This window comes from Streptomyces sp. NPDC087300 (genome assembly GCF_044744425.1).
Classification (GTDB): Bacteria; Actinomycetota; Actinomycetes; order Streptomycetales; family Streptomycetaceae; genus Streptomyces.
Genome location: NZ_JBIUYI010000009.1, coordinates 147,694 through 171,733, shown reverse-complemented (window position 1 = coordinate 171,733; position 24,040 = coordinate 147,694). Strand labels below are relative to the sequence as shown.

At 71.0% G+C, this 24,040-nt stretch carries 23 protein-coding genes; 4 read left to right on the top strand and 19 right to left on the bottom strand.

Annotated elements, in window-relative coordinates; all coding sequences use genetic code 11:
• Nucleotides 1-22 precede the first annotated feature (22 nt).
• The 14 genes from ACIO9J_RS33840 to ACIO9J_RS33775 form a co-directional block, all read right to left on the bottom strand.
• Entirely contained in the window at nt 23-511 is a 489-nt protein-coding gene (locus ACIO9J_RS33840) for a DUF2087 domain-containing protein (protein WP_402007993.1), read from the bottom strand.
• A gap of 100 nt (nt 512-611) precedes the next feature.
• Complete coding sequence (gene pgi, locus ACIO9J_RS33835; protein WP_402007991.1) at nt 612-2,264, bottom strand: glucose-6-phosphate isomerase; 1,653 nt, start codon at nt 2,262-2,264, stop codon at nt 612-614.
• A gap of 168 nt (nt 2,265-2,432) precedes the next feature.
• On the bottom strand, nt 2,433-2,768 hold the full coding sequence (locus tag ACIO9J_RS33830) for an RNA polymerase-binding protein RbpA (RefSeq protein WP_003957010.1): 336 nt from the start codon (nt 2,766-2,768) through the stop codon (nt 2,433-2,435).
• A gap of 159 nt (nt 2,769-2,927) precedes the next feature.
• Complete coding sequence (gene secG / locus ACIO9J_RS33825) at nt 2,928-3,158, bottom strand: preprotein translocase subunit SecG (RefSeq protein WP_030784160.1); 231 nt, start codon at nt 3,156-3,158, stop codon at nt 2,928-2,930.
• Nucleotides 3,159-3,282: 124 nt separating this feature from the next.
• Nucleotides 3,283-4,059: a triose-phosphate isomerase gene (gene tpiA / locus ACIO9J_RS33820; RefSeq protein ID WP_402007989.1), complete on the bottom strand. Its 777-nt coding sequence runs from the start codon at nt 4,057-4,059 to the stop codon at nt 3,283-3,285.
• Between the two features lie 6 nt (nt 4,060-4,065).
• Nucleotides 4,066-5,277, bottom strand: coding sequence for a phosphoglycerate kinase (locus ACIO9J_RS33815; RefSeq protein ID WP_402007987.1), 1,212 nt, complete (start codon nt 5,275-5,277; stop codon nt 4,066-4,068).
• A gap of 108 nt (nt 5,278-5,385) precedes the next feature.
• Nucleotides 5,386-6,396 carry a type I glyceraldehyde-3-phosphate dehydrogenase gene (gene gap / locus ACIO9J_RS33810; protein WP_098241802.1) on the bottom strand — a complete coding sequence of 337 codons (1,011 nt, stop codon included), beginning with the start codon at nt 6,394-6,396 and terminating at the stop codon, nt 5,386-5,388.
• 188 nt (nt 6,397-6,584) lie between these two features.
• Nucleotides 6,585-9,545, bottom strand: a complete 2,961-nt coding sequence (locus ACIO9J_RS33805) for a M14 family zinc carboxypeptidase (protein ID WP_402007984.1) — start codon at nt 9,543-9,545, stop codon at nt 6,585-6,587.
• Between the two features lie 189 nt (nt 9,546-9,734).
• Nucleotides 9,735-10,736: a DNA-binding protein WhiA gene (gene whiA / locus ACIO9J_RS33800; RefSeq protein ID WP_402007982.1), complete on the bottom strand. Its 1,002-nt coding sequence runs from the start codon at nt 10,734-10,736 to the stop codon at nt 9,735-9,737.
• Nucleotides 10,727-11,743, bottom strand: a complete 1,017-nt coding sequence (gene yvcK / locus ACIO9J_RS33795) for a uridine diphosphate-N-acetylglucosamine-binding protein YvcK (protein ID WP_402007980.1) — start codon at nt 11,741-11,743, stop codon at nt 10,727-10,729. The genes whiA and yvcK overlap by 10 nt, the downstream gene beginning before the upstream one ends.
• On the bottom strand, nt 11,740-12,675 hold the full coding sequence (gene rapZ, locus ACIO9J_RS33790; protein ID WP_402007978.1) for an RNase adapter RapZ: 936 nt from the start codon (nt 12,673-12,675) through the stop codon (nt 11,740-11,742). The genes yvcK and rapZ overlap by 4 nt, the downstream gene beginning before the upstream one ends.
• Complete coding sequence (uvrC, locus tag ACIO9J_RS33785; RefSeq protein WP_402007976.1) at nt 12,672-14,705, bottom strand: excinuclease ABC subunit UvrC; 2,034 nt, start codon at nt 14,703-14,705, stop codon at nt 12,672-12,674. The genes rapZ and uvrC overlap by 4 nt, the downstream gene beginning before the upstream one ends.
• Before the next feature lie 48 nt (nt 14,706-14,753).
• Nucleotides 14,754-15,368 (bottom strand): L,D-transpeptidase, encoded by a 615-nt coding sequence (locus ACIO9J_RS33780; RefSeq protein ID WP_402007974.1) that lies wholly within the window; start codon nt 15,366-15,368, stop codon nt 14,754-14,756.
• Complete coding sequence (locus ACIO9J_RS33775; RefSeq protein WP_402007972.1) at nt 15,358-15,879, bottom strand: SigE family RNA polymerase sigma factor; 522 nt, start codon at nt 15,877-15,879, stop codon at nt 15,358-15,360. Before ACIO9J_RS33775 ends, ACIO9J_RS33780 begins: the two co-directional genes overlap by 11 nt.
• Nucleotides 15,880-16,038: 159 nt before the next feature.
• Here ACIO9J_RS33775 and ACIO9J_RS33770 point away from each other — a divergent pair, with 159 nt between their 5' ends.
• Nucleotides 16,039-16,992, top strand: a complete 954-nt coding sequence (locus tag ACIO9J_RS33770; RefSeq protein ID WP_402007970.1) for a L,D-transpeptidase — start codon at nt 16,039-16,041, stop codon at nt 16,990-16,992.
• Nucleotides 16,993-17,061: 69 nt separating this feature from the next.
• Here ACIO9J_RS33770 and ACIO9J_RS33765 read toward each other — a convergent pair whose 3' ends face one another.
• Together ACIO9J_RS33765 and ACIO9J_RS33760 are read right to left on the bottom strand one after the other, a co-directional pair.
• Nucleotides 17,062-17,898 carry a hypothetical protein gene (locus ACIO9J_RS33765; RefSeq protein WP_402007968.1) on the bottom strand — a complete coding sequence of 279 codons (837 nt, stop codon included), beginning with the start codon at nt 17,896-17,898 and terminating at the stop codon, nt 17,062-17,064.
• Between the two features lie 5 nt (nt 17,899-17,903).
• The gene (locus ACIO9J_RS33760; RefSeq protein ID WP_402007966.1) at nt 17,904-18,563 is read right to left on the bottom strand and encodes a papain-like cysteine protease family protein; all 660 of its coding nucleotides are present in this window, start codon (nt 18,561-18,563) and stop codon (nt 17,904-17,906) included.
• Between the two features lie 224 nt (nt 18,564-18,787).
• Between ACIO9J_RS33760 and ACIO9J_RS33755 the strand changes: the two genes are divergently transcribed.
• Nucleotides 18,788-19,753, top strand: coding sequence for a hypothetical protein (locus tag ACIO9J_RS33755; RefSeq protein WP_402007964.1), 966 nt, complete (start codon nt 18,788-18,790; stop codon nt 19,751-19,753).
• A gap of 27 nt (nt 19,754-19,780) precedes the next feature.
• Here the strand turns inward: ACIO9J_RS33755 and ACIO9J_RS33750 are convergent, their stop codons facing one another.
• On the bottom strand, nt 19,781-20,206 hold the full coding sequence (locus ACIO9J_RS33750) for a Rieske (2Fe-2S) protein (RefSeq protein ID WP_402007962.1): 426 nt from the start codon (nt 20,204-20,206) through the stop codon (nt 19,781-19,783).
• A gap of 201 nt (nt 20,207-20,407) precedes the next feature.
• On the opposite strand from ACIO9J_RS33750, the gene ACIO9J_RS33745 reads away from it, so the two are divergent.
• The gene (locus tag ACIO9J_RS33745; RefSeq protein WP_402007960.1) at nt 20,408-21,340 is read left to right on the top strand and encodes a carbohydrate kinase; all 933 of its coding nucleotides are present in this window, start codon (nt 20,408-20,410) and stop codon (nt 21,338-21,340) included.
• A gap of 33 nt (nt 21,341-21,373) precedes the next feature.
• Here the strand turns inward: ACIO9J_RS33745 and ACIO9J_RS33740 are convergent, their stop codons facing one another.
• Nucleotides 21,374-22,231, bottom strand: a complete 858-nt coding sequence (locus ACIO9J_RS33740; RefSeq protein ID WP_402007958.1) for a helix-turn-helix transcriptional regulator — start codon at nt 22,229-22,231, stop codon at nt 21,374-21,376.
• 101 nt (nt 22,232-22,332) lie between these two features.
• Between ACIO9J_RS33740 and ACIO9J_RS33735 the strand changes: the two genes are divergently transcribed.
• Complete coding sequence (locus ACIO9J_RS33735; RefSeq protein WP_402007956.1) at nt 22,333-22,920, top strand: YceI family protein; 588 nt, start codon at nt 22,333-22,335, stop codon at nt 22,918-22,920.
• Between the two features lie 269 nt (nt 22,921-23,189).
• Here ACIO9J_RS33735 and ACIO9J_RS33730 read toward each other — a convergent pair whose 3' ends face one another.
• On the bottom strand, nt 23,190-23,957 hold the full coding sequence (locus ACIO9J_RS33730) for a crotonase/enoyl-CoA hydratase family protein (RefSeq protein WP_402007954.1): 768 nt from the start codon (nt 23,955-23,957) through the stop codon (nt 23,190-23,192).
• Nucleotides 23,958-24,040 lie beyond the last annotated feature (83 nt).

Sequence of the window (24,040 nt, the reverse complement as noted above, 5' to 3'; positions counted from 1 at the left end):
GCACCGAACCGGTGCGGGGCCCTTACGCGTCCACCAGCACCCGCCGGTAGCTGCTCCCGTCCTGTGCCCGCACCAGCAGGCCATCCGTGACGCAGTGCCTCCGCAGTGCCGCCGTGTCGTCGTGGACCGTGCGGAACGCGTCGTTGATCTCGCGTTCGCTGTAGCTGCGGTCCGTGTCGAAGAGGGTGTCCGTGAGGTGGACGAGGAGTTCGTGGCGGACCACGGGGCGGACGGGGATGGTGGTGAGGCGGCCGTGGGTGAAGAAGCCGGTGAGGCGGCGTGGGACCGTGGGGTGGGTGTCCACGGGGCCGGGGGCACGGCGGAAGACGGCCGCGTCGGCGCGGAGCGAGCCGTCGGGGAGGCGTTCCACGAGGCCGTTGGCGAGCAGGCGGCCCAGGTGTTTGCGGGCGGCAGGCGAGTCCTCCTCGCGGGGCGGGAGTTCGTCGAGGACTATGCGCGCGTAGAGCCGGAGTCTCTCGGGGTCGGCGAGCGCGGCGAGCAGCTGGTCCATGACGGGGTCCCTCCCGGCGGGTGACAGAGCCGAAGCAGTGTCACCCGCCGGGCGGTACGCCCGCATCCGATTAACGCCCGGGTTCAACGACCCGAGGGGATCAACGGCCGCGCAGATCCCGGTACTTGGCGACCAGCGCCGTGGTCGACCCGTCCAGGTCGGGCACCTCCGCGCCCTCGGTGAGCGCGGGCTCGACGCGCTTGGCGAGGACCTTGCCGAGCTCGACGCCCCACTGGTCGAAGGAGTCGATGTTCCAGATCGCGCCCTGCACGAACACCTTGTGCTCGTAGAGCGCGATGAGCTGGCCGAGGACCGAGGGCGTCAGGGACTTCGCGAGGATCGTCGTCGTCGGGTGGTTGCCCTTGAACGTCTTGTGCGGGACGAGCTCCTCGGCGACGCCCTCCGCACGCACCTCGTCCGGCGTCTTGCCGAACGCCAACGCCTGCGTCTGCGCGAAGAAGTTGGCCATCAGCAGGTCGTGCTGGGCCACCAGGCCCGGCAGCAGATCGGCGACGGGCTCGGCGAAGCCGATGAAGTCCGCCGGGATCAACTTCGTGCCCTGGTGGATGAGTTGGTAGTACGCGTGCTGCCCGTTGGTACCCGGCGTGCCCCACACGACGGGGCCGGTCTGCCAGCCGACCTCCTTGCCGTCCCGCCCGACGTACTTGCCGTTGGACTCCATGTCCAGCTGCTGGAGGTAGGCGGTGAACTTGGAGAGGTAGTGCGAGTACGGCAGGACCGCGTGCGACTGCGCGTCGTGGAAGTTGCCGTACCAGACGCCCAACAGGCCCATCAGCAACGGCACGTTGGACTCGGCGGGCGCGGTGCGGAAGTGCTCGTCGACGAGGTGGAAGCCGTCGAGCATCTCGCGGAAGCGGTCGGGCCCGATGGCGATCATCAGGGAGAGACCGATCGCCGAGTCGTACGAGTAGCGGCCGCCGACCCAGTCCCAGAACTCGAACATGTTGGCCGTGTCGATGCCGAAGTCGGAGACCTTCTCGGCATTGGTCGACAGGGCCACGAAGTGCTTGGCGACGGCGTCGGACGAGGCCTTAAGGCCGGTGAGCAGCCAGTCGCGCGCCGACGTCGCGTTCGTGATCGTCTCGATGGTGGTGAAGGTCTTCGAGGCGATGACGAACAGCGTCTCGGCCGGGTCGAGGTCGCGGACCGCCTCGTGCAGGTCGGCGCCGTCCACGTTCGACACGAAGCGGACCGTGAGGTCGCGGTCGGTGAAGGAGCGCAGCACCTCGTACGCCATCGCGGGACCGAGGTCGGAACCGCCGATACCGATGTTGACGACGTTCTTGATGCGCTTGCCGGTGTGACCGGTCCACTCGCCGGAGCGGACCTTCCGCGAGAAGGTGCTCATCTTGTCCAGGACGGCGTGCACCGCGGGCACCACGTTCTCGCCGTCGACCTCGACGACGGCGTCGCGCGGGGCGCGCAGCGCCGTGTGCAGGACGGCGCGGTCCTCGGTCGTGTTGATCTTCTCGCCGCGGAACATCGCGTCCCGCAGCCCGAAGACGTCGGTCGCGACGGCCAGCTCGCGCAGCAGCGTCAGCGTCTCGCCGGTGACGAGGTGCTTGGAGTAGTCGAGGTGCAGGTCGCCGACCTGGAGGGTGTACGCCGTGCCGCGCGCCGGATCCGCGGCGAACAGCTCCCGCAGCTGCACCTCCCCGAGCTGCTCCCGGTGCTTGCTGAGCGCCGCCCACTCGGACGTCTGGTCGAGCCTCGTGCGGCTATCTGCGTTCATCTCGGACTTCAGCCTTCTCTCGTACCCACGTACGTCAATTGCCCCGCTGCACCCTCCAACCTAATCGATCAGAGGGCGGTATGAGATGTCTGAAACCGTCTGTCCCCACCCGTACGGAAACAAGAAACCGGCCGGACACCTATTCGGTGTCCGGCCGGTTCTCAAGTGCTAGATCTCGCCCCGCAGTTTGGCGAGCGCCTCCGCGAGAATCGCCTCGCCGTCCGCGTCGCTGCGCCGCTCACGCACATACGCCAGATGCGTCTTGTACGGCTCGGTGCGCGGCGGGTCCGGCGGGTTGTCCCGGTCCTGACCGGCCGGAAAGCCGCAGCGGGGGCAGTCCCAAGTATCGGGAACCTGCGCGTCGCTGGCGAAGCTCGGCTGCGTCTCGTGCCCGTTGGAGCACCAGAAGGAGATGCGCAGTCGCGGCGCGGACTCACCGCGCTCGGCCTCGCCCATCGGCCCCGCCCCGACCCGACTTCCTCGGATCGCGTTGCCACTTGCCACGGTCGTAACTCCCTGCGTGATGGTGCTGCTGCGGGCGCCTCAGTTTACGTAAGGCCCAACGCGCGTCCAGTGTTGGGAGTTACACCCCACCCTTGGACGCAAGCCCCATGATAAGCCGCGCACGCGAGCCCGCACCGGACAAGCGGACAGTGCCTGGCGCTAGTTGTTCGCCTTCATGAGCAGCCCCAGCGCGACAATGCACGCGAACCACAGCAGACCGACCACGACGGTGATGCGGTCGAGATTGCGCTCCGCGACGGAAGAGCCACCGACGGACGACTGCATGCCGCCACCGAACATGTCGGAGAGACCGCCGCCCTTGCCCTTGTGCATCAGCACCAGCAGCATCATCAGAGCGCTGAAGACGATCAGGGCGATCGAGAACCCCATAACCACGGCTGGACCAACTTCCTCGGATCTGAATCGACTCTGTATCGACGACGGGGGCCGGAGCCTCGGAATTCGAGGCGGCCCGGCCCCCGCAAGGGTACGACGTATTGCCGCTAGCGCATACTCACTGGTCGCGGAAGCGCACGATCTTGACGAACTCGTCCGAGTCGAGGGCCGCGCCGCCCACCAGGGCGCCGTCCACGTCGGGCTGCGCCATGATCGCCGCGACGTTGCCGGACTTCACGGAGCCGCCGTACTGGATGCGCACCTTGTCGGCGAGCTCCTGCGAGTACAGCTCGGCGAGCCGGCCGCGGATCGCGCCGCAGACCTCCTGCGCGTCCTCGGGGGTCGCGACCTCGCCGGTGCCGATCGCCCAGACGGGCTCGTAGGCGATGACGATGGACTCGGCCTGCTCGGCCGGGACGTCCTTGAGGCCGCCGTCGAGCTGGTTCAGCGTGTACTGGACCTGCTGACCGGCCTTGCGGATGTCCAGGCCCTCGCCGACGCAGAGGATCGGGGTCAGGCCGTGCTGGTAGGCGGCCTTCACCTTGGCGTTGCAGATCTCGTCGGTCTCGTTGTGGTACTGACGGCGCTCGGAGTGGCCCACGGCGACGTAGGTGCACTTCAGCTTGGTCAGCATCGGGCCCGAGATCTCGCCGGTGTAGGCACCGGAGTCGTGCGCCGAGATGTCCTGGGCGCCGTACTTGATCTTGAGCTTGTCGCCGTCCACCAGGGTCTGCACGGAGCGCAGGTCGGTGAAGGGCGGCAGGACGGCGACCTCGCAGGCCTCGTAGTCCTTGTCCGCCAGGGCGAAGGCCAGCTTCTGGACGTGGGCGATGGCCTCGAGGTGGTTGAGGTTCATCTTCCAGTTGCCCGCCATCAGCGGGGTACGGGTAGTCATCAGGTGTCAGTTCTCCAGTGCCGCGAGGCCGGGGAGCGTCTTGCCCTCGAGGTATTCGAGGGAGGCGCCGCCACCGGTGGAAATGTGGCCGAATGCGTTCTCGTCGAAGCCTAGGTTGCGGACGGCCGCGGCCGAGTCGCCGCCCCCGACCACGGTGAAGCCGTCACAGTTGAGCAGCGCCCGCGCGACGGCCGCCGTGCCCTCGGCGTAGTCGGGGTGCTCGGCGACGCCGACCGGGCCGTTCCAGAAGACGGTCTCGGCGTCCGCGATCTTCGTGGCGAAGAGCTCGCGGGTTTGGGGGCCGATGTCCAGGCCCTCCATGTCCGAGGGGATCTGGTCCGCGGCGACGGTCTTGAAGTCGGCGGGGGCCTTCGTCTTCAGGTCGGGGAAGTCCGTGGCGACCAGGACGTCGACGGGCAGGACGAGCTCGACGCCGCTCTTCTCGGCGCGCTCCATGTACTCCGTGACGACCGGGATCTGGTCCTCCTGGAGGAGGGAGATGCCGACCTCGTAGCCCTTGGCCTTGAGGAAGGTGTACGCCATGCCGCCGCCGATGAGCAGGCGGTCGGCCTTGCCGAGCAGCTCGTCGATGACGGCGAGCTTGTCGGAGACCTTGGCGCCGCCGAGGATGACGGTGTACGGGCGCTTCACGTCCTCGGTGAGCTTCTTGAGGACGCCGACCTCGGTGGCGATCAGGTAGCCCGCGTAGTGCGGCAGCTTGCCCGGCAGGTCGTACACGGACGCGTGCTTGCGGTGCACGGCACCGAAGCCGTCGCCCACGTAGACGTCGGCGAGGGCGGCGAGGCGGTCGGCGAACTCGCCGCGCTCGGTGTCGTCCTTGCTGGTCTCGCCGGCGTTGAAGCGCAGGTTCTCGATGACGGCGACCTGGCCGGGCTGGAGCCCGTCGACCGCGTCGTGCGCGGCGGGGCCCACGGTGTCCTGCGCGAACGCGACGGGCGCGCCCAGGAGTTCACCGAGCCGCTCGGCGGCGGGCAGCAGCGAGAAGGCGGGGTCCGGGGCGCCCTTGGGGCGGCCCAGGTGCGAGGCGACGACGACCTTGGCGCCCGCGCCGGCGAGCGCCTTGACGGTCGGCAGGACGGCGCGGATGCGGCCGTCGTCGGTGATGGTGCCGTCGGCGAGCGGCACATTGAGGTCGGCGCGGACGAAGACCCGCTTGCCTTCGACCCCTTCGGCGAGAAGTTCGTCGATCGTCTTCATGACTGGACTCCAGGACTCCTTGGGAGGGCGGACGCGCAACAGGGCCCGGAGCGCGCGGCGTTGCGCGGTCCGGACCCTGTGCTCACATCGAGGTGCCTGCTCTGGATATCAGAGCTGGCCGCCGACGAAGACCGTGAGGTCGACGAGGCGGTTGGAGTAGCCCCACTCGTTGTCGTACCAGCCGAGGATCTTCACCGTCTTGCCCTCCTGGACCATGGTCAGGGAGGAGTCGAAGGTGCAGGAGGCCGGGTCGCTCACGATGTCCGACGACACGATCGGGTCCTCGGTGTAGAAGAGGATGCCCTTGAGGGCGCCGTCGTCGGCGGCCTTCTTGAACGCGGCGTTGACCTCGTCCTTGGTGACCTCGCGCTGCAGGTCGACGACGAGGTCGGTGGCGGAACCGGTGGGAACCGGGACGCGCATCGCGATGCCGTCGAGCTTGCCCTTGAGCTGGGGGAGGACCAGGGCGGTGGCCTTGGCGGCACCGGTCGTGGTCGGAATGATGTTCTCGGCGGCGGCGCGGGCGCGGCGCAGGTCCGAGTGCGGGAAGTCCAGGATGCGCTGGTCGTTGGTGTACGCGTGGACCGTCGTCATCAGGCCCTTGACGATGCCGAAGTTCTCGTCGAGAACCTTGGCCATCGGCGCCACGCAGTTGGTGGTGCAGGAGGCGTTGGAGATGACGTGGTGGTTGGCCGCGTCGTACTTCTCCTGGTTGACGCCCATCACGATGGTGATGTCCTCGTCCTTGGCCGGAGCCGAGATGAGGACCTTCTTGGCACCGCCGGCGATGTGCTTCTCGGCGTCGGCCTTCTTCGTGAAGATGCCCGTGGACTCGATCACGATGTCGACGCCCAGCTGGCCCCACGGGATGTCCGCGGGGTTGCGCTCGGACAGCACCTTGATGGTGTGACCGTCGACGGTGATGGTGTCCTCGGTGTGCGACACCTCGGCCTTGAGACGGCCCAGGATGGTGTCGTACTTCAGAAGGTGAGCGGTGGTCGCGGTGTCACCCAGGTCGTTGACAGCCACGATCTCGATGTCCGCACCCTGCTCGAGCAGCGCGCGGAAGTAGTTGCGACCGATGCGGCCAAAGCCGTTGATGCCTACGCGGATCGTCACGAACCGATCTCCTCGTTGGTACGCCGGTTTTAGACGCCGGCGAGTTGTATGGGATGTCCCCGACCGCCTCCGACCCTACCTCTCCAAGGGCTCCGAGGTGACATCGAGAGGGCCCGTGGGCGGCACTGTGGCCCGTACCCCCCAGTAGGAATACGGGCCACCGGGACCTTGGTCCCGATTACGCAGCGTCAGCCGCGCAGATGTGCCAGGGAGGCGCCCATAAGAGCGGCTCTTTCGGCACTTCCGGGCACGTGCTCGAACCCGAAGCCGAGCAGCACGCTGTCACGCGCTGTAACCGCCGCATAGGGCTTGTAGAGCTCCCCGGTCCGGGCCCAGTCGCCCGTGATGTGAGGACTTCCGGCAGGGGCCGGAGCGACGGCCCAGGAGCCGAGCGAGGACTCGAATCCCTCGGTCTCGACCGCGTTGCCGCGGACGACCACCTGCGCGTCGTCGGCGAAGAGGCCGCGGCCTCCGGTGGACGGGTCGGTGATGGAGCTGAGCGAGACCTCGATCTTCTTGCCCGCGTAGGGGCTCAGGTCGAAGGCGACCGGCTTCCAGCCGCCGGAGGAGCCGGTGAAGCTGTTCCAGGCGCCGGTGGTGCCGGAGGCCGTGCAGCCGCCCGCGCCGGGGGTCAGGTAGTGGCGCAGGAACGGGTGGAGGTTGATGAGGAACCCGGCCTCGCACTCGGCGGGCACGGCGCTCTTGGAGTTGCCGTTCTTGTCCGGCAGCGTCGTCCAGTCGTCGGCGCCCGTGGTGTGCGCCTCCAGGACGCCGTGGTCGTAGCCGGTCTCCAGGTTCCAGTTCAGCTCGAACCGCAGCTCGGGCTGGTCGGCGGCCGTGACACCGGTCAGGTCGATGGTGTGGGTGAGCCGCTTCCAGTCCTGGTCCGCGTGGGTGGCCGAGGCCATGCCCTGGCCCGCGAAGGGCGCGTACGGGTTGGTCAGGCCCGGGTAGGAGCCGGCTGCCGCGCTCTTGAACTGCGGGAACTGCTTGGCGGGCAGGTTGTCGGAGGTGACGGTGAAGCGGCCCGCCTTGTCCAGCGGGTTGGTGTCGGTGCCGGCCAGCGGGGTGTTCACCCCGGCGAGTGCGCCGGTACCGGCGAAGCTGGTGACGCCGGGCGCGCTCAGCCGCTCGTACGCGCCGAGGTAGTACTGCGCGAAGTCGTCGGTGAGGGCCTCGCCGAGGTCGACGTCGCCGCCGGTCCGCTCGCCGGACTCGATCAGCTTGCCGCCCTCGTTGAGATAGTCGCGCAGGGCCAGTTGGGTGGCGGCGCCGGGCACCGGGTCACCCGTGTAGTGCACGACGGCGGAGAAGTGCGCCAGGACGCCGAGCGGGTGCGGGGCGCCCTGCTTGGCCACGTCCCAGACGGCGGCAGTGCGGCCGTTGGCCTTCACGGCGTCGACGTACTTCTGGGTCTGGGTGGCCGTCGCGCCCTCCTCGGCGACGACGAGCGTGTCGGCCTTGGGCCGCTCGGCCACGGTGTACGTGAAGTGCTCGCTCTCGGTGCGGCTGCCCTTCTTCGTACGGCCGGTGAACCACACCTCGACCTTGTCGCCCACGCGCGCGTCCTCGACCTCGGCGCGGTACTCGTCGAAGTAGAGGTTGTCCTCGCCGCCGTAGGTCTCGCCGCCCTTCCAGGCCTTGAGCCCCTCGTCCTGGGTGCGGCCGCCGTTGACGCGGTACTTGAGCTCCTTGTCGCGCACCGACTTGCGGGCGGTGACGGCGACTTCCTGGTCCTTGCCGCGCGCGTACGACGTGGCGAAGGCGTCAGGGGTGAAGTCGGGGGCGTCGATGCCGGTGACGGAGACGGGCTGGTCGGGGTGGAGCGCCGTCTCGGCGACGGCGAGCGCGAAGGGCACGTTCTTCGCGAACTCCTGCTGGATCAGCTTCTCGTCGTCCGGGAAGGTGAAGACGGAGGCGCAGTCCTCGGGCTTCCAGGCGTCATTGGGGTCGATGTTCGACGCGGTCTGGCAGGTGGACATCTCCGGGGTGAACATCGACATGCCGTTGACGTTGCCCGCGTGGCCGTCGGCCTCACCGTTGGTGGTGTAGAGCTCCGAGGAGACCTGCGGGTGGTAGCCAGGGATGGCGGACTTCTCGGGTGTCCCGGCCAGCGCCTTGTAGAGCACGTCGTCCGGCGTCGGCGTGGCGACCTGCCAGCCCACTCCGTAGAGGAGCAGTTCGGCCGCGGAGTGGTAGTTGATGCCGTACGTGAAGCCGATGCGCTTCTCGAACCGGTCGATGGCCTTGGTCTCGGGCTCGGACATCGGTCCCGAGCCGCGGTAGGTCTCGTTCGACGGGTCGGGGGACGAACCCTCGTTGTCGTAGCCCCACTTGTAGGTGAAGTTACGGTTGAGGTCGACGCCGTCGCCCGGGGCGATCTGGCCGTCGCCGTCGATGTCGCGCAGGTTCTTGCGCCACTGGCGGTTGGCCTCAGCGGCGTGCGTGAAGTCGTAGCCGTCGGGGTTGGCGGAGAGCACGAACCACAGCTCGGTGGAGTTCACGAGCTTGGTGACGCGCTGGTCCTTGCCGTAGTTGTCCAGGTAGTGGTGCATCAGGCGGCGGGTCATCTCGGGGGTGATCCACTCGCGCGCGTGCTGGTTGGACATGTAGAGCGTGGACGGCTTGGAGCCGTCCTTGGACTTCTTGGCGCCCTTGGAGATCTTGAGCGCGAGGATGTCCTTGCCCTGGAGCGTCTTGCCGATGGAGACGACCTTGGTGAGGTCGGGGTGGGCCTGTCCGGTCTTGACGATCTCCTCCTGGAGCCCGCCCTTGCCGCTGTAGGGCCGGAAGACACCGTCCCCCGCGGCCTTGAGCCGCTTCTCCGCCGCGGCGGAGACCTTCTGTTCGCTGAGCTCGACCCCCTGGCGTTCGACCGCCTTGGCCTGCCCCTCGGTCAGATAGACCTCGACCCGGGCGGCGCCGCCGCCGGACACCTGTCCGGCGAGTTCATGGGCGTCCTGACCCGCCTTGATGAGGATCGGTATCTGCTTCTCGGTGACCTCTGCCTCGTACACCTTGACGGCCGCCGGATCATCGGCGGCCGGCTTCGCGGCGCCGCTGGCCTGGGCGTGCGGTGCGGCGGCCAGGCCGCCGACCAGCAGTGCGCCCGCCGCGAGAACCGATCTCGCGCTCGCTCTTCGTCTCATGAGCCCCCCTTGCAGTTGTCCGGCACATATGTGCGCGGACGCCAGGCTCGTGACACTTCATGATCATGTCAATACGGCGGGAAGGGGTACAAGGGGCGATCAAGACGGGCATACGCAGGCCGCCGGTGCCCTGGGGGACACCGGCGGCCTATGAGACGTATGTGACGAGCGGGATCAGACCGACCTGATTCAGACCGCCATGTTGTCGGCGAGGCTGTCGGCCAGCTCCTCGCCCAGGTTCGACTCCGTGCCGGGGATGCCGAGATCCTGGGCGCGCTTGTCGGCCATGGCGAGCAGCCTGCGGATGCGGCCCGCGACCGCGTCCTTGGTCAGCACCGGGTCGGCGAGCGCGCCCAGCTCCTCCAGGGAGGCCTGCTTGTGCTCCATGCGCAGGCGTCCCGCGGCAGCCAGGTGCTCGGGCACCTCGTCGCCGAGGATCTCCAGGGCGCGCTGCACCCGGGCGCCCGCGGCGACGGCCGCACGGGCCGAGCGGCGCAGGTTCGCGTCGTCGAAGTTGGCCAGGCGGTTGGCGGTGGCGCGCACCTCGCGCCGCATCCGCCGCTCCTCCCAGGCGAGCACCGACTCGTGTGCGCCCAACCGGGTGAGCAGGGCGCCGATGGCGTCCCCGTCCCGGACGACGACGCGGTCCACGCCGCGCACCTCGCGCGCCTTGCTCACGATCTGGAGCCTGCGGGCCGCGCCGACCAGGGCGAGCGCCGCCTCCGGACCCGGGCAGGTGACCTCCAGGGAGGAGGAACGCCCCGGCTCGGTGAGCGAGCCGTGCGCGAGGAACGCCCCGCGCCAGGCCGCCTCGGCATCGCAGGTGGCCCCCGAGACCACCTGCGGCGGCAGCCCCCTGATGGGCCGGCCCCGGCCGTCCACGAGGCCCGTCTGACGGGCCAGCTGGTCGCCGCCCGCGACCACGCGCACCACGTAGCGCGAGCCGCGGCGCAGGCCGCCGGGCGCCATCACGATCAGTTCCGAGCCGTGCCCGAAGATCTCCAGGATGTCCCGCTTGAGGCGGCGTGCCGCCATCGCGGTGTCCAGCTCCGCTTCGATCACGATGCGGCCGCTCACCAGGTGGAGGCCGCCAGCGAAGCGCAGGATCGACGAGACCTCTGCCTTCCTGCAGCAGGTCCGGGTGACGGGAAGCCGGGAGATCTCGTCCTTCACCGCTGCCGTCATCGCCATGGGCCGATCCTTCCATGCATCCGAAAAATACGGTCGTACGCGGCTGCCAGGAGCTCCGGATCGTGCCTCGGAGTCCCGTCGGGCCGGGCCACAGGGGCCAGCTCGACCGTGGCGCCGAACCGCTTCGCGGCATCGGTCAGTGACTCACGGTCGGGCACGGCGGCCTCGTCGGCCAGCACCACGTCCAGGGCGAGTTTAGGGGCGTGTCGGGCCAAAACCTCCAAATGACGCTGCGGAGAGAAGCCTTCGGTTTCTCCGGGTTGCGGCGCGAGGTTGAGCGAGAGGACCTTGCGGGCCTTCGTCTCGGTGAGCGCGTCGAGCAGTTCCGGCACGAGCAGGTGCGGGATCACCGAGGAGAACCAGGAGCCGGGGCCGAGCACCACCCAGTCCGCGTCGAGGACGGCGGCGACGGCCTCGGGGACGGCGGGCGGGTCGTGCGGGACGACGTGCACGGACTGCACCTCGCCCGGCGTGAGCGCGACCGTGGCCTGGCCCGCCACCGTGTCCACGTCGTCGGGCCGCTCCGGGTCGTGGCCCTTGACGAGGGCCTGGAGCTCCAGCGGCACGGCCGACATGGGCAGCACCCTGCCCTGCGCGCCGAGCAGGCGGCCGACCAGGTCGAGCGCCTGCACATGGTCGCCGAGCTGCTCCCACAGGGCGACGATCAGCAGATTGCCGACCGCGTGCTCGTGCAGATCACCCTTGGACTGGAAGCGGTGCTGGATGACCCGGGCCCAGGTCTGGCCCCAGTCGTCGTCGCCGCAGAGCGCCGCGAGGGCCTTGCGCAGATCGCCGGGCGGCAGCACGCCCAGCTCGTCGCGCAGCCGGCCGCTGGAGCCGCCGTCGTCGGCGACCGTGACGACGGCGGTGAGGTCTCCGGTGATCCGGCGCAGCGAGGCGAGCGAGGCGGACAGGCCCATCCCCCCGCCGAGCGCGACCACCTTCGGCTGGGTGCCCCGCTTGCGGCCCAGCCTGCTCAGGCGGACGGTCCGGCGGTGGGACTTCATTCGCGCCCCATGTCCCGGTGGACGATGACGGTCTCCACGCCCTCGGACGCGAGGCGCGCCGCGAGCTTCTCCGACATGGCCACCGAGCGGTGCTTGCCGCCCGTGCAGCCGACCGCGATCGTCACGTACCGCTTGCCCTCGCGGCGGTAGCCCGCGGCGATGAGCTGGAGCAGCTCGGCGTACCGGTCGAGGAACTCCTTGGCACCCGGCTGGTTGAAGACGTACGCCGCCACCTCCTCGTTCTGGCCGGTGTACTGGCGCAGCTCGGGGACCCAGTGCGGGTTGGGCAGGAAGCGCATGTCGACGACGAGGTCGGCGTCGACCGGCAGGCCGTACTTGAAGCCGAACGACATCACCGTGGCCCGCAGCTCGGGCTCCTCCTCGCCCGCGAACTGGGCGTCCATCTTGGCGCGCAGCTCGTGCACGTTGAGGCTGGAGGTGTCGATCACCAGGTCGGCGTCGCCGCGCAGCTCGCGCAGCAGGTCGCGCTCGGCCTCGATGCCGTCGACGATGCGGCCGTCGCCCTGCAGCGGGTGCGGGCGGCGGACCGACTCGAAGCGGCGGACGAGGGCCTCGTCGGAGGACTCCAGGAAGACGATGCGGCGCGTCACGTTCTTCGACGCCAGCTCGGCGAGGGAGTCGCGGAGGTTGTCGAAGAAGCGCCGGCCGCGGACGTCGACGACCACCGCGATGCGGGCGACGTTGCCCTGCGAGCGGGCGCCGAGCTCCACCATGGTGGGGATCAGCGCGGGCGGCAGGTTGTCGACGACGAACCAGCCGAGGTCCTCAAGGCACTTGGCCGCCGTGCTGCGGCCCGCGCCCGACATGCCGGAGATGATCACCAGCTCCGGGATCGCCGCCTCCGGTACCGCCGGTGTCTCGCTGGGCGTGCCCGTACTCACTTGCTCTCCACCTTCGTCGTGCTCGCTCATGTCTCCTGCCCCCGTCGTTCCTCCGAGGCGCCCGCGGTCACGGGCTCCTCCTCTTCCATGATCTCTCCGGTCGCCGTGTTCACGGCGGGTGCGGCGGGTGCCGCCCGCTCGAAGGCCACCACGATGGCCTCGGCCGTCTTGCGGCCTATGCCCGGTACCTCGCAGATCTGGTCGATTGTCGCGGATCGAAGCTTCTTCACCGAACCGAAGTGCTTGATCAGCGTCTGCTTGCGCGCGTCGCCGAGACCCGGCACGTCGTCCAGCGGGCCCGACCTGAAGCGCTTGGCCCGCTTGGCGCGCTGGTAGGTGATGGCGAAGCGGTGGGCTTCGTCACGCACCCGCTGGAGGAGGTAGAGCCCCTCGCTGGTGCGCGGCAGGATCACCGGGTCGTCGTCACCGGGGACCCAGACCTCCTCCAGGCGCTTGGCCAGGCCACAGACCGCGATGTCGTCGATGCCGAGCTCGTCGAGGGCCTTCTGGGCGGCCGCGACCTGCGGCTGGCCGCCGTCGACCACGACGAGCTGCGGCGGGTACGCGAAGCGCTTGGGGCGACCGTCCTCCTCGGTGAGGCCGTTCCCCTGGACCTCGCCGCTCTCCTCGGCATCCTCGGGGGACCACTCCCCCGTCTTCTCCTTGTCCGCGAGGTAGCGCTTGAAGCGGCGCGTGATCACCTCGTGCATGGAGCGGACGTCGTCCTGGCCCTCGAAGCCCTTGATCTGGAAGCGGCGGTACTCGCTCTTCCTGGCGAGGCCGTCCTCGAAGACGACCATGGAGGCCACCACGTCGTCGCCCTGGAGGTGCGAGATGTCGTAGCACTCGATGCGCAGCGGCGCGCCGTCCAGCTCCAGGGCGGCGGCGATCTCCTCCAGGGCGCGCGAGCGCGTGGTGAGGTCGGAGGCGCGCTTGGTCTTGTGCAGGACGAGGGACTGCTGTGCGTTGCGCGCGACCGTCTCCATGAGGGCCTTCTTGTCGCCGCGCTGCGGGACGCGCAGCGACACGTTCGCCCCGCGCCGCTCGGTCAGCCACTCCTGGACCGGCTCAAGGGGATCCGGCAGGGCGGGGACGAGGACCTCCTTGGGCACCGCGTCGCCGCTCTCCTCCCCGTAGAGCTGCTGGAGGGCATGCTCGACGAGGTCGCCGCTGGTGACGGCCTCGACCTTGTCGGTGACCCAGCCGCGCTGGCCGCGCACGCGGCCGCCCCGCACGTGGAAGATCTGGACGGCGGCCTCCAGCTCGTCCTCGGCGAGGGCGATCAGGTCGGCGTCGGTGGCGTCGGCGAGGACGACGGCGCTCTTCTCCATCGCCTTCTTGAGCGCCTCTATGTCGTCGCGCAGGCGCGCCGCCCGCTCGTACTCCATCTCCTCGGCCGCGTCCGCCATCTGGCGCTCCAGGCGGCGGATGTACGTCCCCGTGCGGCCCGCCATGAAGTCGCAGAAGTCCTCGGCGAGTTCGCGGTGCTCCTCGGGGGTGACGCGCTCCACGCAGGGGGCCGAGCACTTGCCGATGTAGCCCAGCAGGCAGGGGCGGCCGGTGCGGGCGGCGTTCTTGAACACGCCCGCGGAGCACGTGCGTACGGGGAAGGCGCGCAGGAGCAGGTCGACCGTGTCGCGGATGGCCCACGCGTGGCCGTAGGGGCCGAAGTAGCGCACGCCCTTCTTCTTCTGGCCGCGCATCACCTGCACGCGCGGGAACTGCTCGTTCATCGTCACCGCGAGGTACGGATAGCTCTTGTCGTCGCGGTACTTGACGTTGAACCGGGGGTCGAACTCCTTGATCCAGGAGTACTCCAGCTGGAGCGCCTCGACCTCCGTGGTCACCACCGTCCACTCGACGGAGGCGGCGGTCGTCACCATGGTGCGCGTGCGCGGGTGGAGATTGGCCAGGTCCTGGAAGTAGTTGGCCAGGCGCTGGCGCAGGCTCTTGGCCTTCCCGACGTAGATCACCCGGCGGTGCTCGTCGCGGAATTTGTAGACCCCCGGGGCGTCGGGGATCTGTCCCGGCTTGGGGCGGTAGCTGGAAGGGTCGGCCATGTCGGACAGCCTACTGGCGGGGGGTGACAGCGCGGGTCAGCGTCCGCTTCAGCCGGCCCGGACCGCGATCACGTCGCCCGGTTCGAGCCGGTCGTGGAGCCAGCGGGCGTCGTCCGTGCGCAGGCCGATCCAGCCGCGGGTGACGTCCCTGGTGCCCGGCGCCTTCTCGTCGTAGGTCAGCGCGACGACGTAGTTGGTGCCGCCCTCGGGGGTGCGCAGCTCGACGACCCAGGGCAGCTTCAGGTCGTACTCGCCGCCGAGGCCGGCGGTCCCGGCGGGCATGCGCTTCTCGCGGTGCACGGCGGTGACCGTCATCCGCCCGGTCGGGGTGGGGTGTTGGGTGGAGCCCGCGGAGACCGGCAGGGTCCTGCCGTCGACCGTCATCCGGTGCCGGTCCAGGTCGAGGGTGGCGACGCGCTTGCGGTGGCCTTCGGTGGCGACGGGCGCCGGAGTCCTGTCCGGGCCGTCGTCGGAGCCGGAGAGCAGGCCCACGGTCACGGTCGCTACCACGGCGGCCGTGACGAGGGCCGCTCCGACGGCCGCGGTACGGCGCCTGCGGCGGCGCAGCACCGCGCGGCGGCGGATCTCCGCGCCGGGCACGGCGGGGGGCGTGCGGTGGCCGGCCGCCAGGTCGTGGAGGGCGGAGGTCAGGTCATCGGACACGGCCATCCTCCTTCGCGCTCCGCTCGTCGTCGCCGTCCCGCTCGGCGGACAGCCGCGCGGCGAGCGCCGCCCTGCCGCGCGAGAGGCGGGCCTTGACGGTCCCGACGGGCGAGCCGGTCTCGGAGGCTACCTGCTCCACACTCAGGTCGCACAGGTGGTGCAGGACGACGGCCGTGCGCTGCGCCTCGGGGAGGGTGCGCAGCGCCTGGACGAGCGCGGTGTGCTCGGGCCCCGGGCCCGCGACGCGGTCGGCGGGCGGGTTCCTGCGCACCAGGTCGAGCCAGCGTCTGGCCCGGCGCCAGCGGCTCACCGCGAGGCGCAGGGCGACGGTGCGGATCCAGGCCTCGGGCGCCTCGTCGGCGAGGAAGCTCTCGTGGCGGTCCCAGGCGCGTACGAACGCCTCCTGGACGACGTCCTGGGCTTCGCCGTGGTCCCCGGTCAGGGCGTACAACTGGCCGACCAGACGCGGGAAGGCGGCGGTGTAGAACGCGTCGAACTCGTCCTCCGTCATGCCCCCGCGCCCCCGTCCGGCCCGGCCGGATCGCCTGTTCTGGAATCGCCCTGGAATCGCTCCCAGAACCGCTCCGGAAAATTCGTGCACCCGCGTGCAACCTGCCGCCTCCCCCGTGCGTACAGGTCGCGTATATCGAAACACAGCCCAGGGGGACCGATGACCACAGGAATCATGCCGGGACGCGCCACGCGCGCGTGGGGAGCGGCGGCGCTCTGTTCACTCGTGCTGGCGGGCTGCGCCGCGCCGGACGGGGCGGACGAGGAGCGGGCCTCGGACCCGAAGCCGGTGTCGAGCGCGACGGACCGCGCGGCCGCCGGGCAGAAGCAGCGGCCCGCGAAGAAGCCCGTTCCGGAGCCCGCCGCGCTCAAGGGGGCACGGCTCAACGTCTCCGAAGGGCAGACCGTCGGGGTCGGCATGCCGATATCGCTCACCTTCGACCGGCCGGTGCCGGTCGCGGAGCGGGCCGCGGTCGAGCGACGGCTGAAGGTGACGGCACGGCCCGGCGTCACGGGGTCGTGGAGCTGGGTCAAGGACCGCAATCTGCACGAGGGGCAGCGCGTCGACTACCGCCCGCGCGAGCCGTGGAAGCCCGGCACGCGGGTCACCGTCGGGGTGGGCGCGGGGACGACCAGGACGTTCGAGGTGGGCCGCTCGCTGGTCGCCACCGTGGACGTGCGGACCCACACCATGACGGTGGTGAAGGACGGCAGGACGCGCCGGGTGAAGGTCACCGCGGGCGCGCCGGGCATGGACACCTGGAACGGCACGATGGTCGTCCTCGACAAGCAGTCCCGGGTGCTCATGGACTCCCGGACTGTGGGCTACGGAAAGGCGTACAAGGACTACTACAACTTCGCGGTCCACCTGACGACTTCGGGCACCTATCTGCACGAGAACCCGAACGCGAACGCCACCGCGGGCGAGAGCAACGTGACGCACGGCTGCATAGGCCTGGCCACCGACGGGACCGCGCGGCGCTTCTACGGAGAGGTGATCCCCGGCGACATCGTGCGGGTCGTCGGCTCCAAGGAGACCGTGGCGCCGGGCAACGGCTACGGGGACTGGAACGTGGGCTGGCAGGAGTGGCGCGCGGGCAGCGCGCTGAGCTGACGCGTGGGCACGTGAGCACGTGAGGAGCGGCGACCGGCGTCCCGGTCGCCGCTCCCCCGTTTTTCCGGGTCAGCCCTCCCGGCGCGCCGCGCGGCGCCGCACCAGTGCCGTGCCCGAGATGCCGAGGGCGAGCAGCGCGCCCGCCCCCGCTATCGACGAGGCCACCGTGACCGGCCCCTGCGTGGACGCCCCCGTACCAGCGGCGTTCCCCGCGCTCTCCTTGTCGTAGCCGCCCGCCTTGCCGGACTTCGCGTACGCCGAGCCCGGCAGCTTGTCGCCGTAGGCCTTCTGGACGCGCTTGCGGTAGGCGGCGACCGAGGTGCCGTCGGCGCCCACGGCACGGACCGCGTCCTTGTCGAGCGGCAGCACGCGCGCGTGGGCGTCGTCCCGGTCGTCCCTGACGTACCAGGCGTTGATCTGCGGCTCGTGGAAGACGGTGCCTCCCGGGGCCTTCTGCGCGCCCACGCGCGCGTAGTGGGTCTCGTCGTCCCCGGTGGCGATGTTCACGACCTGCCAGGAGCCGCCCTGCTGGACCGTCCACAGGGACGCTTCCTGGCCGTCGGAGGAGACCGCCTTGCTGGCGAGGAACTCCAGGCGGGCGATCGGCGCGCCCTTCTTGCCCGCGACGAAGTCCGGCGACAGGTAGTACACGGGCACGGCCCCGCCCTGGACGCGCGGTGCGGCCGCGGCCTTGGTGACCGCTCCCTCCCGCGCGAAGAAGCGGGAGAGCGTGTCGAGGGTGCCGGGCGCGGCGGCCGCCTCGTGCGCGGCGTCGCGGGACGCCGCCGAGGGTGCGGCGGGGCCGGAGTCGGCGGTGGCCGCGGGGGCCGCGAGGCCCAGCGCGAGGGTCGCCGCGGAACCGGCGAGGACCGCCTTCAGGAGGTGGCGGGGAAGCTGACGGGTCATCGCTCTCACGCCCCGATCCGGTAGAGCGAGTGGGTCCAGGAGAAGGTGTTGTTGTTGACGTACCAGGCGTGCGAGGCCCAGTTGTAGCGGTCGTTGGAGGGCCAGGGATCGCCCCAGTAGACCCAGCTGTTGGCGTCGTCGTAGCCGTAGAGGACGTGCATGTGGCCGCCGCCGTTGGACCACTGGATGCGGGTCTCCACCGGACGGCCCGCGTTGATCTCCGCCTGTACGGTGGGGTAGCGCAGCCAACCGGTCACGTAGGAGCCGGAGTTGATGCCCGCCCAGCTCAGGCCGTTCTGCACGTTGCCCAGCGTGGCCTGGTTGTTGGGGCACTCGGTGTTCTGGTTGCGCCCGAAGGCGGCGTTGCAGAACTGGTTCTGGCTGTAGTTGCGGCCCATGAAGGTGGCGATGGTGTTGCCGGCCGCGGCCCAGCACCAGTTGGTCTTCTGCTGGGCCTGCATGGTGATGTTCAGCCGCTTGGCGGCGAGCACGGACGGGTCGGCCGCGGCCGTGGCGGTCGTCGCGGCGCGGGCGGGGGCGGGGTCGAGCGGGGCGGCCGCGGCAGCGGCGGTGGGGGCGGCGAAGAGAGCGGCCGCGACGACGGCGACGGCGGAGAGGCATCTCCGTCTGCCGGGGCTGCTCTTCGTGCTGTATGGGTGGCGCATCGCGTTCCTCCCGAGCGGGGTGGGGTTGGAGGAGCGCGTCCGGACGCTGCGATTGAGCATCGAGTGTTGTCGGGTGCAGGTCAACACGCTTCAATGCGGAATGACTTGGGACGTGAACGGCGGCGTACGGATGTGAACACGGGCCGAGCGCCGACCTGGCAGCCCGCTCCTACCGGCGCGAACGCCGGGACGGGATAAGTGAACGTTCACAGAAAGGGCTCATTTTGCGCCACGGCACACGGCTCGCCGACGGAGCGGCCGAAGGGGACGAAGCACCCGCGGATCTGGAGGCGGCCCTGCGCACAGGACCCTTCCACGTCGCGCTGCGCACCGCCATCGCCGTACGACGGCTGCCCCTGCAACGCGTCCGGCACCATCTGGCCCGGCACGGGGTCACGGTCGGCGTGACGAGCCTGAGCTACTGGCAGCAGGGCGCGCGCCGCCCCCAGCGCGCCGAGTCGCTGCGGGCCGTGCGCGCCCTGGAGGAGATCCTTCAGCTCCCTGAGGAGTCACTGATCCGGCTGCTCGCGCCGCCGTCCGGGCGCGCCGACAGGGAACGCCCGGCCGCCCGCTCGTACCGCTCCCTGGTCGAGGCCTCCGACGTGCTGCGCGCCCTCCTCGACGAGCTCGGCTCCCCCGTCGACGGCGGCCTGCACACCATCGGCCAGCACGAACGGCTGCGGATCGGCGCGCGGCGGGAACTGCTCGGCCGTCAGTCGCAGCACATCGTGCGCGCCCACAAGGACGGCGTGGACCGCTACCTGGCCATCCACCACGGCGATCCGGGCTGCGCGCCCGAGCGGATCGCCGTGCGCGCCCTGGAGAACTGCCGTACGGGACGGGTGCGCTGGCACCGGGGCACCGGGGTGCTCGTCGCCGAACTGCTCTTCGACGCGCGGCTGCGCGCGGGAGACACCCATCTGTTCGGCTACGGCTTCGAGGACGGCACGGCGGGCGTGGCCACGGAGTACCAACGCGGGTTCACCTACGCGGGCGGGCAGTACGCGCTGCAGGTCCGCTTCGACGATCAGGCGCTGCCCGTGCGGTGCCACCGCTTCACCCAGCACTCGGCGGCGGCGCCGCGCGGCAACCGCCAGGAACTCACGCTGAGCGGCAGCCACCGCTCGGTGCACCTGGTGGAACCGCAGGTGCGGGCGGGGATATTGGGGATCGAGTGGGACTGGGAGTAGCGGAACCCGCTCTCCGGAGAGAGGGCCTCAGCTCTTCTCGGGCCCCGCGATGATCTTGCCCTTCTCGACCTTCACCGGCAGCTCGTGCAGCGGCGAGACGGCCGGCTCGTGCAGCACCTTGCCGTTCGTGGCGTCGAACTGGCTGCCGTGACAGGGGCAGATGAGCTTGTGCCCCTCCAGCTTGTTGATCGGGCACTGCGCGTGCGTGCAGATCGTGCTGAACGCCTTGTACTCGTCGGCGGAGATCCGGCTGACGACCACGTTGTTGTCGGTGTACAGCTTCGAGGCGCCCACCTTCACCTCGTCGGACGCGCCGAGCTCCACCGGCTTGCTCGGCGCCGACCGCGACCCGCCGTCGCCGCCGGAGGAGCAGGCGGTCAGACCGAGCCCTGCGGCCGGGGCGAGAGCGGCGGCCCGCAGCACGGTGCGGCGGGCGTGGGGCGTGCCGGACATGGTGTCTCCACAGGTCAGGGGCGTACGTGTGCGTCGGTGACGGATCAGACCATACCGGTGCGGGACGTTCCGACCGGGTCGGGCACGAGCGTGCCCGAGTGCTGCCCGCTTCCGTCCCGGAGCCCCCGCACGCCCTAGCCTGAGCGGGACGCCGAGCCCGACCCAGCCTGAGCGGAACGCCGAGCCCGAGAGGAACCACCCGTGATAGTCGTCGCCGGAGAGGCCCTGATCGACCTCGTCCCGCAAGGGGCGGCACGCGCGGCCGACACCCCGGGCCCCGCCGCCCTCGCCCCGCTCGCACCGCGGCGCGGCGGCGGCCCGTACAACACCGCCGTGGCGCTCGGCAGGCTCGGCTCCCCCGTCGCCTTCTGCTCGCGCGTCTCGCGGGACGCGTTCGGCGACGCGCTGCTGGACGGACTGCGTACGGCGGGGGTCGACCTGTCGTACGTCCAGCGGGGCCCCGAGCCGACGACGCTCGCCGTCGCCTCGATCGGCGCGGACGGCTCTGCGGGCTACTCCTTCTACGTCGAGGGCACGGCCGACCGGCTCTTCGCCGCGCCCGCCGAACTCCCCGACGGGGTACGGGCGATGTCCTTCGGCACCTGTTCGCTGGTCCTCGAACCGGGCGCGAGCGCGTACGAAGAACTGCTGCGCGGCGCGGCGGAGCGCGGGGTGTTCACGACGCTCGACCCCAACATCCGGGCCGGCCTCATCCCCGACGCGGACGCCTATCGCGCCCGGTTCAAGAGCTGGCTCCCCTCGGTCTCGCTGCTCAAGCTGTCCCAGGAGGACGCCGACTGGCTCGGCGGCACCCCGCGGGAGTGGCTGGCGTCAGGGCCCGCCGCGGTGGTCGTCACGCACGGCGGCGACGGCCTCTCGCTGCACACCCCGGACGGCGGCGAGCTGCGGGTGCCCGGTGAGCCGGTCGACGTGGTGGACACGATCGGCGCGGGCGACACCGTCAACGCGGCGCTGCTGCACGGCCTCGCGGCCCGGGACGCGCTGTCCCCCGGCGTGCTCGCCGCGCTGGCCGCGGACGGCTGGTCGGACGTCCTGCGGTTCGCCGCGCGGGCGGCGGCGCTCACCTGCTCGCGGGCGGGCGCGGAACCTCCGTACGCGGCCGAACTCGGCTGACCCCAGGGCCGCCTGACCCGGCGGGCCGTCCGGTCAGCCGTTGACCGCGTGCAGACCGCCGGGCCTGCGGCCGTTGACGCGGTCGAGGGCGGCGGCCGTGGCCTCGTCGGCGGGGACGTAGACGATCAGGCGCTGCGGGTCCGTGTCGGGCAGCGCCAGCGTCTCGTACGAGAGCCGGAGTCCGCCCTCCTCTGGGTGGGTGAGCCGCTCCACGCCGGTCCGCCGGGGCAGGGCGGGCGCCCCCGCGGCACGGTCGGCGAACGGGGCGCCCGCGATGACCGTCAACTCGTCCGTGAAGCCGACGACATGCGGGTCGTCGAGCAGCGAATCGGTCCTGAGGTGCCCGACCAGGTCGTCGGCGACGCGGTCCCACTCGGGGTAGGCGGCGCGGGCCCGCTCGTCGGTGAAGACGAAGCGGGCGAGGTTGGGGCGCTCGTCGTCCAGTACGCCGAGGGGCTCGACGAGCCGCCGGTAGCCGCTCGTACAGGCGAGGACGTCCGCGAGGCGGTTGAGCAGCACGGCCGGCGTGGGCTCCAGGCTGTCCAGGATGGCGCGCACGGTCGGCCGGACCGAGTCGGCGGGCGGCACCGTGGCGGGGCAGCACGGGTCCCCCGGCCCGTTCTCCTTCTCCAGGCGGCGCAGGTGCACGCGCTCCTCGACGCTCAGCCGCAGCGTGTCGGCGAGCGCGGCGAGCACCTGGGGCGAGGGGTGGCGGTCCCTGCCCTGTTCGAGACGGGTGAGGTATTCGACGCTGATCCCCGCGAGGGTCGCGACCTCGGAGCGGCGAAGGCCCGGGGTGCGGCGGCGCGGGCCGCTGGGCAGGCCGACCTCGGTGGGGGTCACGGCCTCCCTGCGCGCGCGCAGGAAGACGCCCAGCTCGTTGTCGCTCACCGTTCGAACGTATCAGCCGGTGCGGGGGCGGATCGTGGCCCTGTCACTACCAGCATCGACTCGGCCTTCCTCACCCCCGAAGCGCGCCGCAAGGTGGGCGCATGACTTTTGAAGCGACTGACACGACGTCCTCGGCGGGCTCCCCCGCGCTGCCTGCGCTGCCGCTGGCAGCCGGCCGGTGGGAGATCGACGCCTTCCACTCCGCGGTGAACTTCTCCATCCGCCACCTCGGGATCTCCAAGGTGCGGGGCCGGTTCGCCGACGTACAGGCCGAGCTGGTGGTGGGCGAGACCGCGGAAACCTCTTCGGTGACGGCCACCATCGCGCTGGCCTCCATCGACACGGGCAACAAAGACAGGGACGCCCACGTCCGCGCCTCCGACCTGCTCGACGTCGAGAAGCGCCCGACGATGACGTTCCGCTCGACCGGGATCGAGGGCGCGGACGAGGAGTGGACCATGACGGGCGACCTGACCATCGGCGAGGTCACGCGCCCGGTGACGCTGGCGGTGGAACTGGGCGGCGTAGAAGGCTTCCCCGGCCAGGACCGCAGGCACGCGGGTTTCGAGGCATCGGGCGAGATCCGCCGCAGCGAGTTCGGCCTGGACTTCGCCCCCGGCCTGCTCGGGGAGGTAGTGAAAATCCAACTGGACATGCAGTTCCTGGAGCCGGTGGCTCGGGAGGGGTGAGGCGGGCGGTGCCGGCCGGGGCTCGGCGGGACGGGACCGGTGGCTCGGCGTGGACCGGTACTGATGGGCGTGGGTCGGTACCGGCCGGCTCTACGTGGGCCGGTGCCGATGAGCGTGGCTCCGTACCGGCGGGCTCGGTGTGGGCCAATGCGCGAGCCGGTACCGGCGGGCTCCGGAAGGGCCGCTGCCGCCAAGCCCCGCAAGGGTCGGCTTCACGCCCGGGGCCGGCCCCGATACGCACCACCCTTCCCGCGGCTCGCAGCCACCCCTCAGTCGTCCGTCGTGAACGCCCCGTGCCGCCCCGCCCCCGCGGCGAACCGGGCCGCGCCCTCCGCCGCCTCGGCGAGCGAGCGCAGGCCGTGCCTCAACTCGCCTGCCATCGCCTCCTGTTCGGGGCGTCCGGCCTGTTCGAGGACGGACATCCTGTCCTCACGCAGACACGTCTGCGGGAACCCGGCCAGCTCCGCGGCGAGGGTCTCCGCGGCGGCGCGGGACGTGCCGGTGGGCACGGTCCTGTTGATCAGGCCCATGCCGAGCGCCTCCGCCGCGTCCACCGGACGCCCCGTCAGGATCAGGTCGAGGGCGCGGCCTTCGCCGATCAGCCGGGGCAGCCGCACCGTACCGCCGTCGATGAGGGGCACGCCCCAGCGGCGGCAGAACACCCCGAGCACGGCGTCCTCCTCGGCGATCCGCAGATCGCACCAGAGGGCGAGTTCGAGGCCGCCCGCGACGGCGTGGCCCGCGATCGCCGCGATGACCGGCTTGGAGAGGACCATCCGGCTGGGGCCCATGGGCCCGTCCCCGTCCTCCGTCACCTCGTTGCCGTCCGGCGTGCCGATGGCCTTGAGGTCGGCGCCCGCGCAGAACGTGCCGCCCTCGCCCCACAGGACGGCGACCGAGGCGTCGGGGTCGGCTTCGAAGGCGTGGAACGCGTCGGCGAGGGCGCGGGCGGTGGGCCCGTCGACGGCGTTCCGCGCGGCGGGGCGGGACAGCACGATGGTGGTGACGGGGCCTTCGCGTTCGCTGCGTACCGACATGGGCGCAAGCCGACCACGCGAACGGCCCACCCGGCAAGGCTCGTTCGGCCGTCACCTGGGCGTACGCCCGCGCTCCCCCGCCC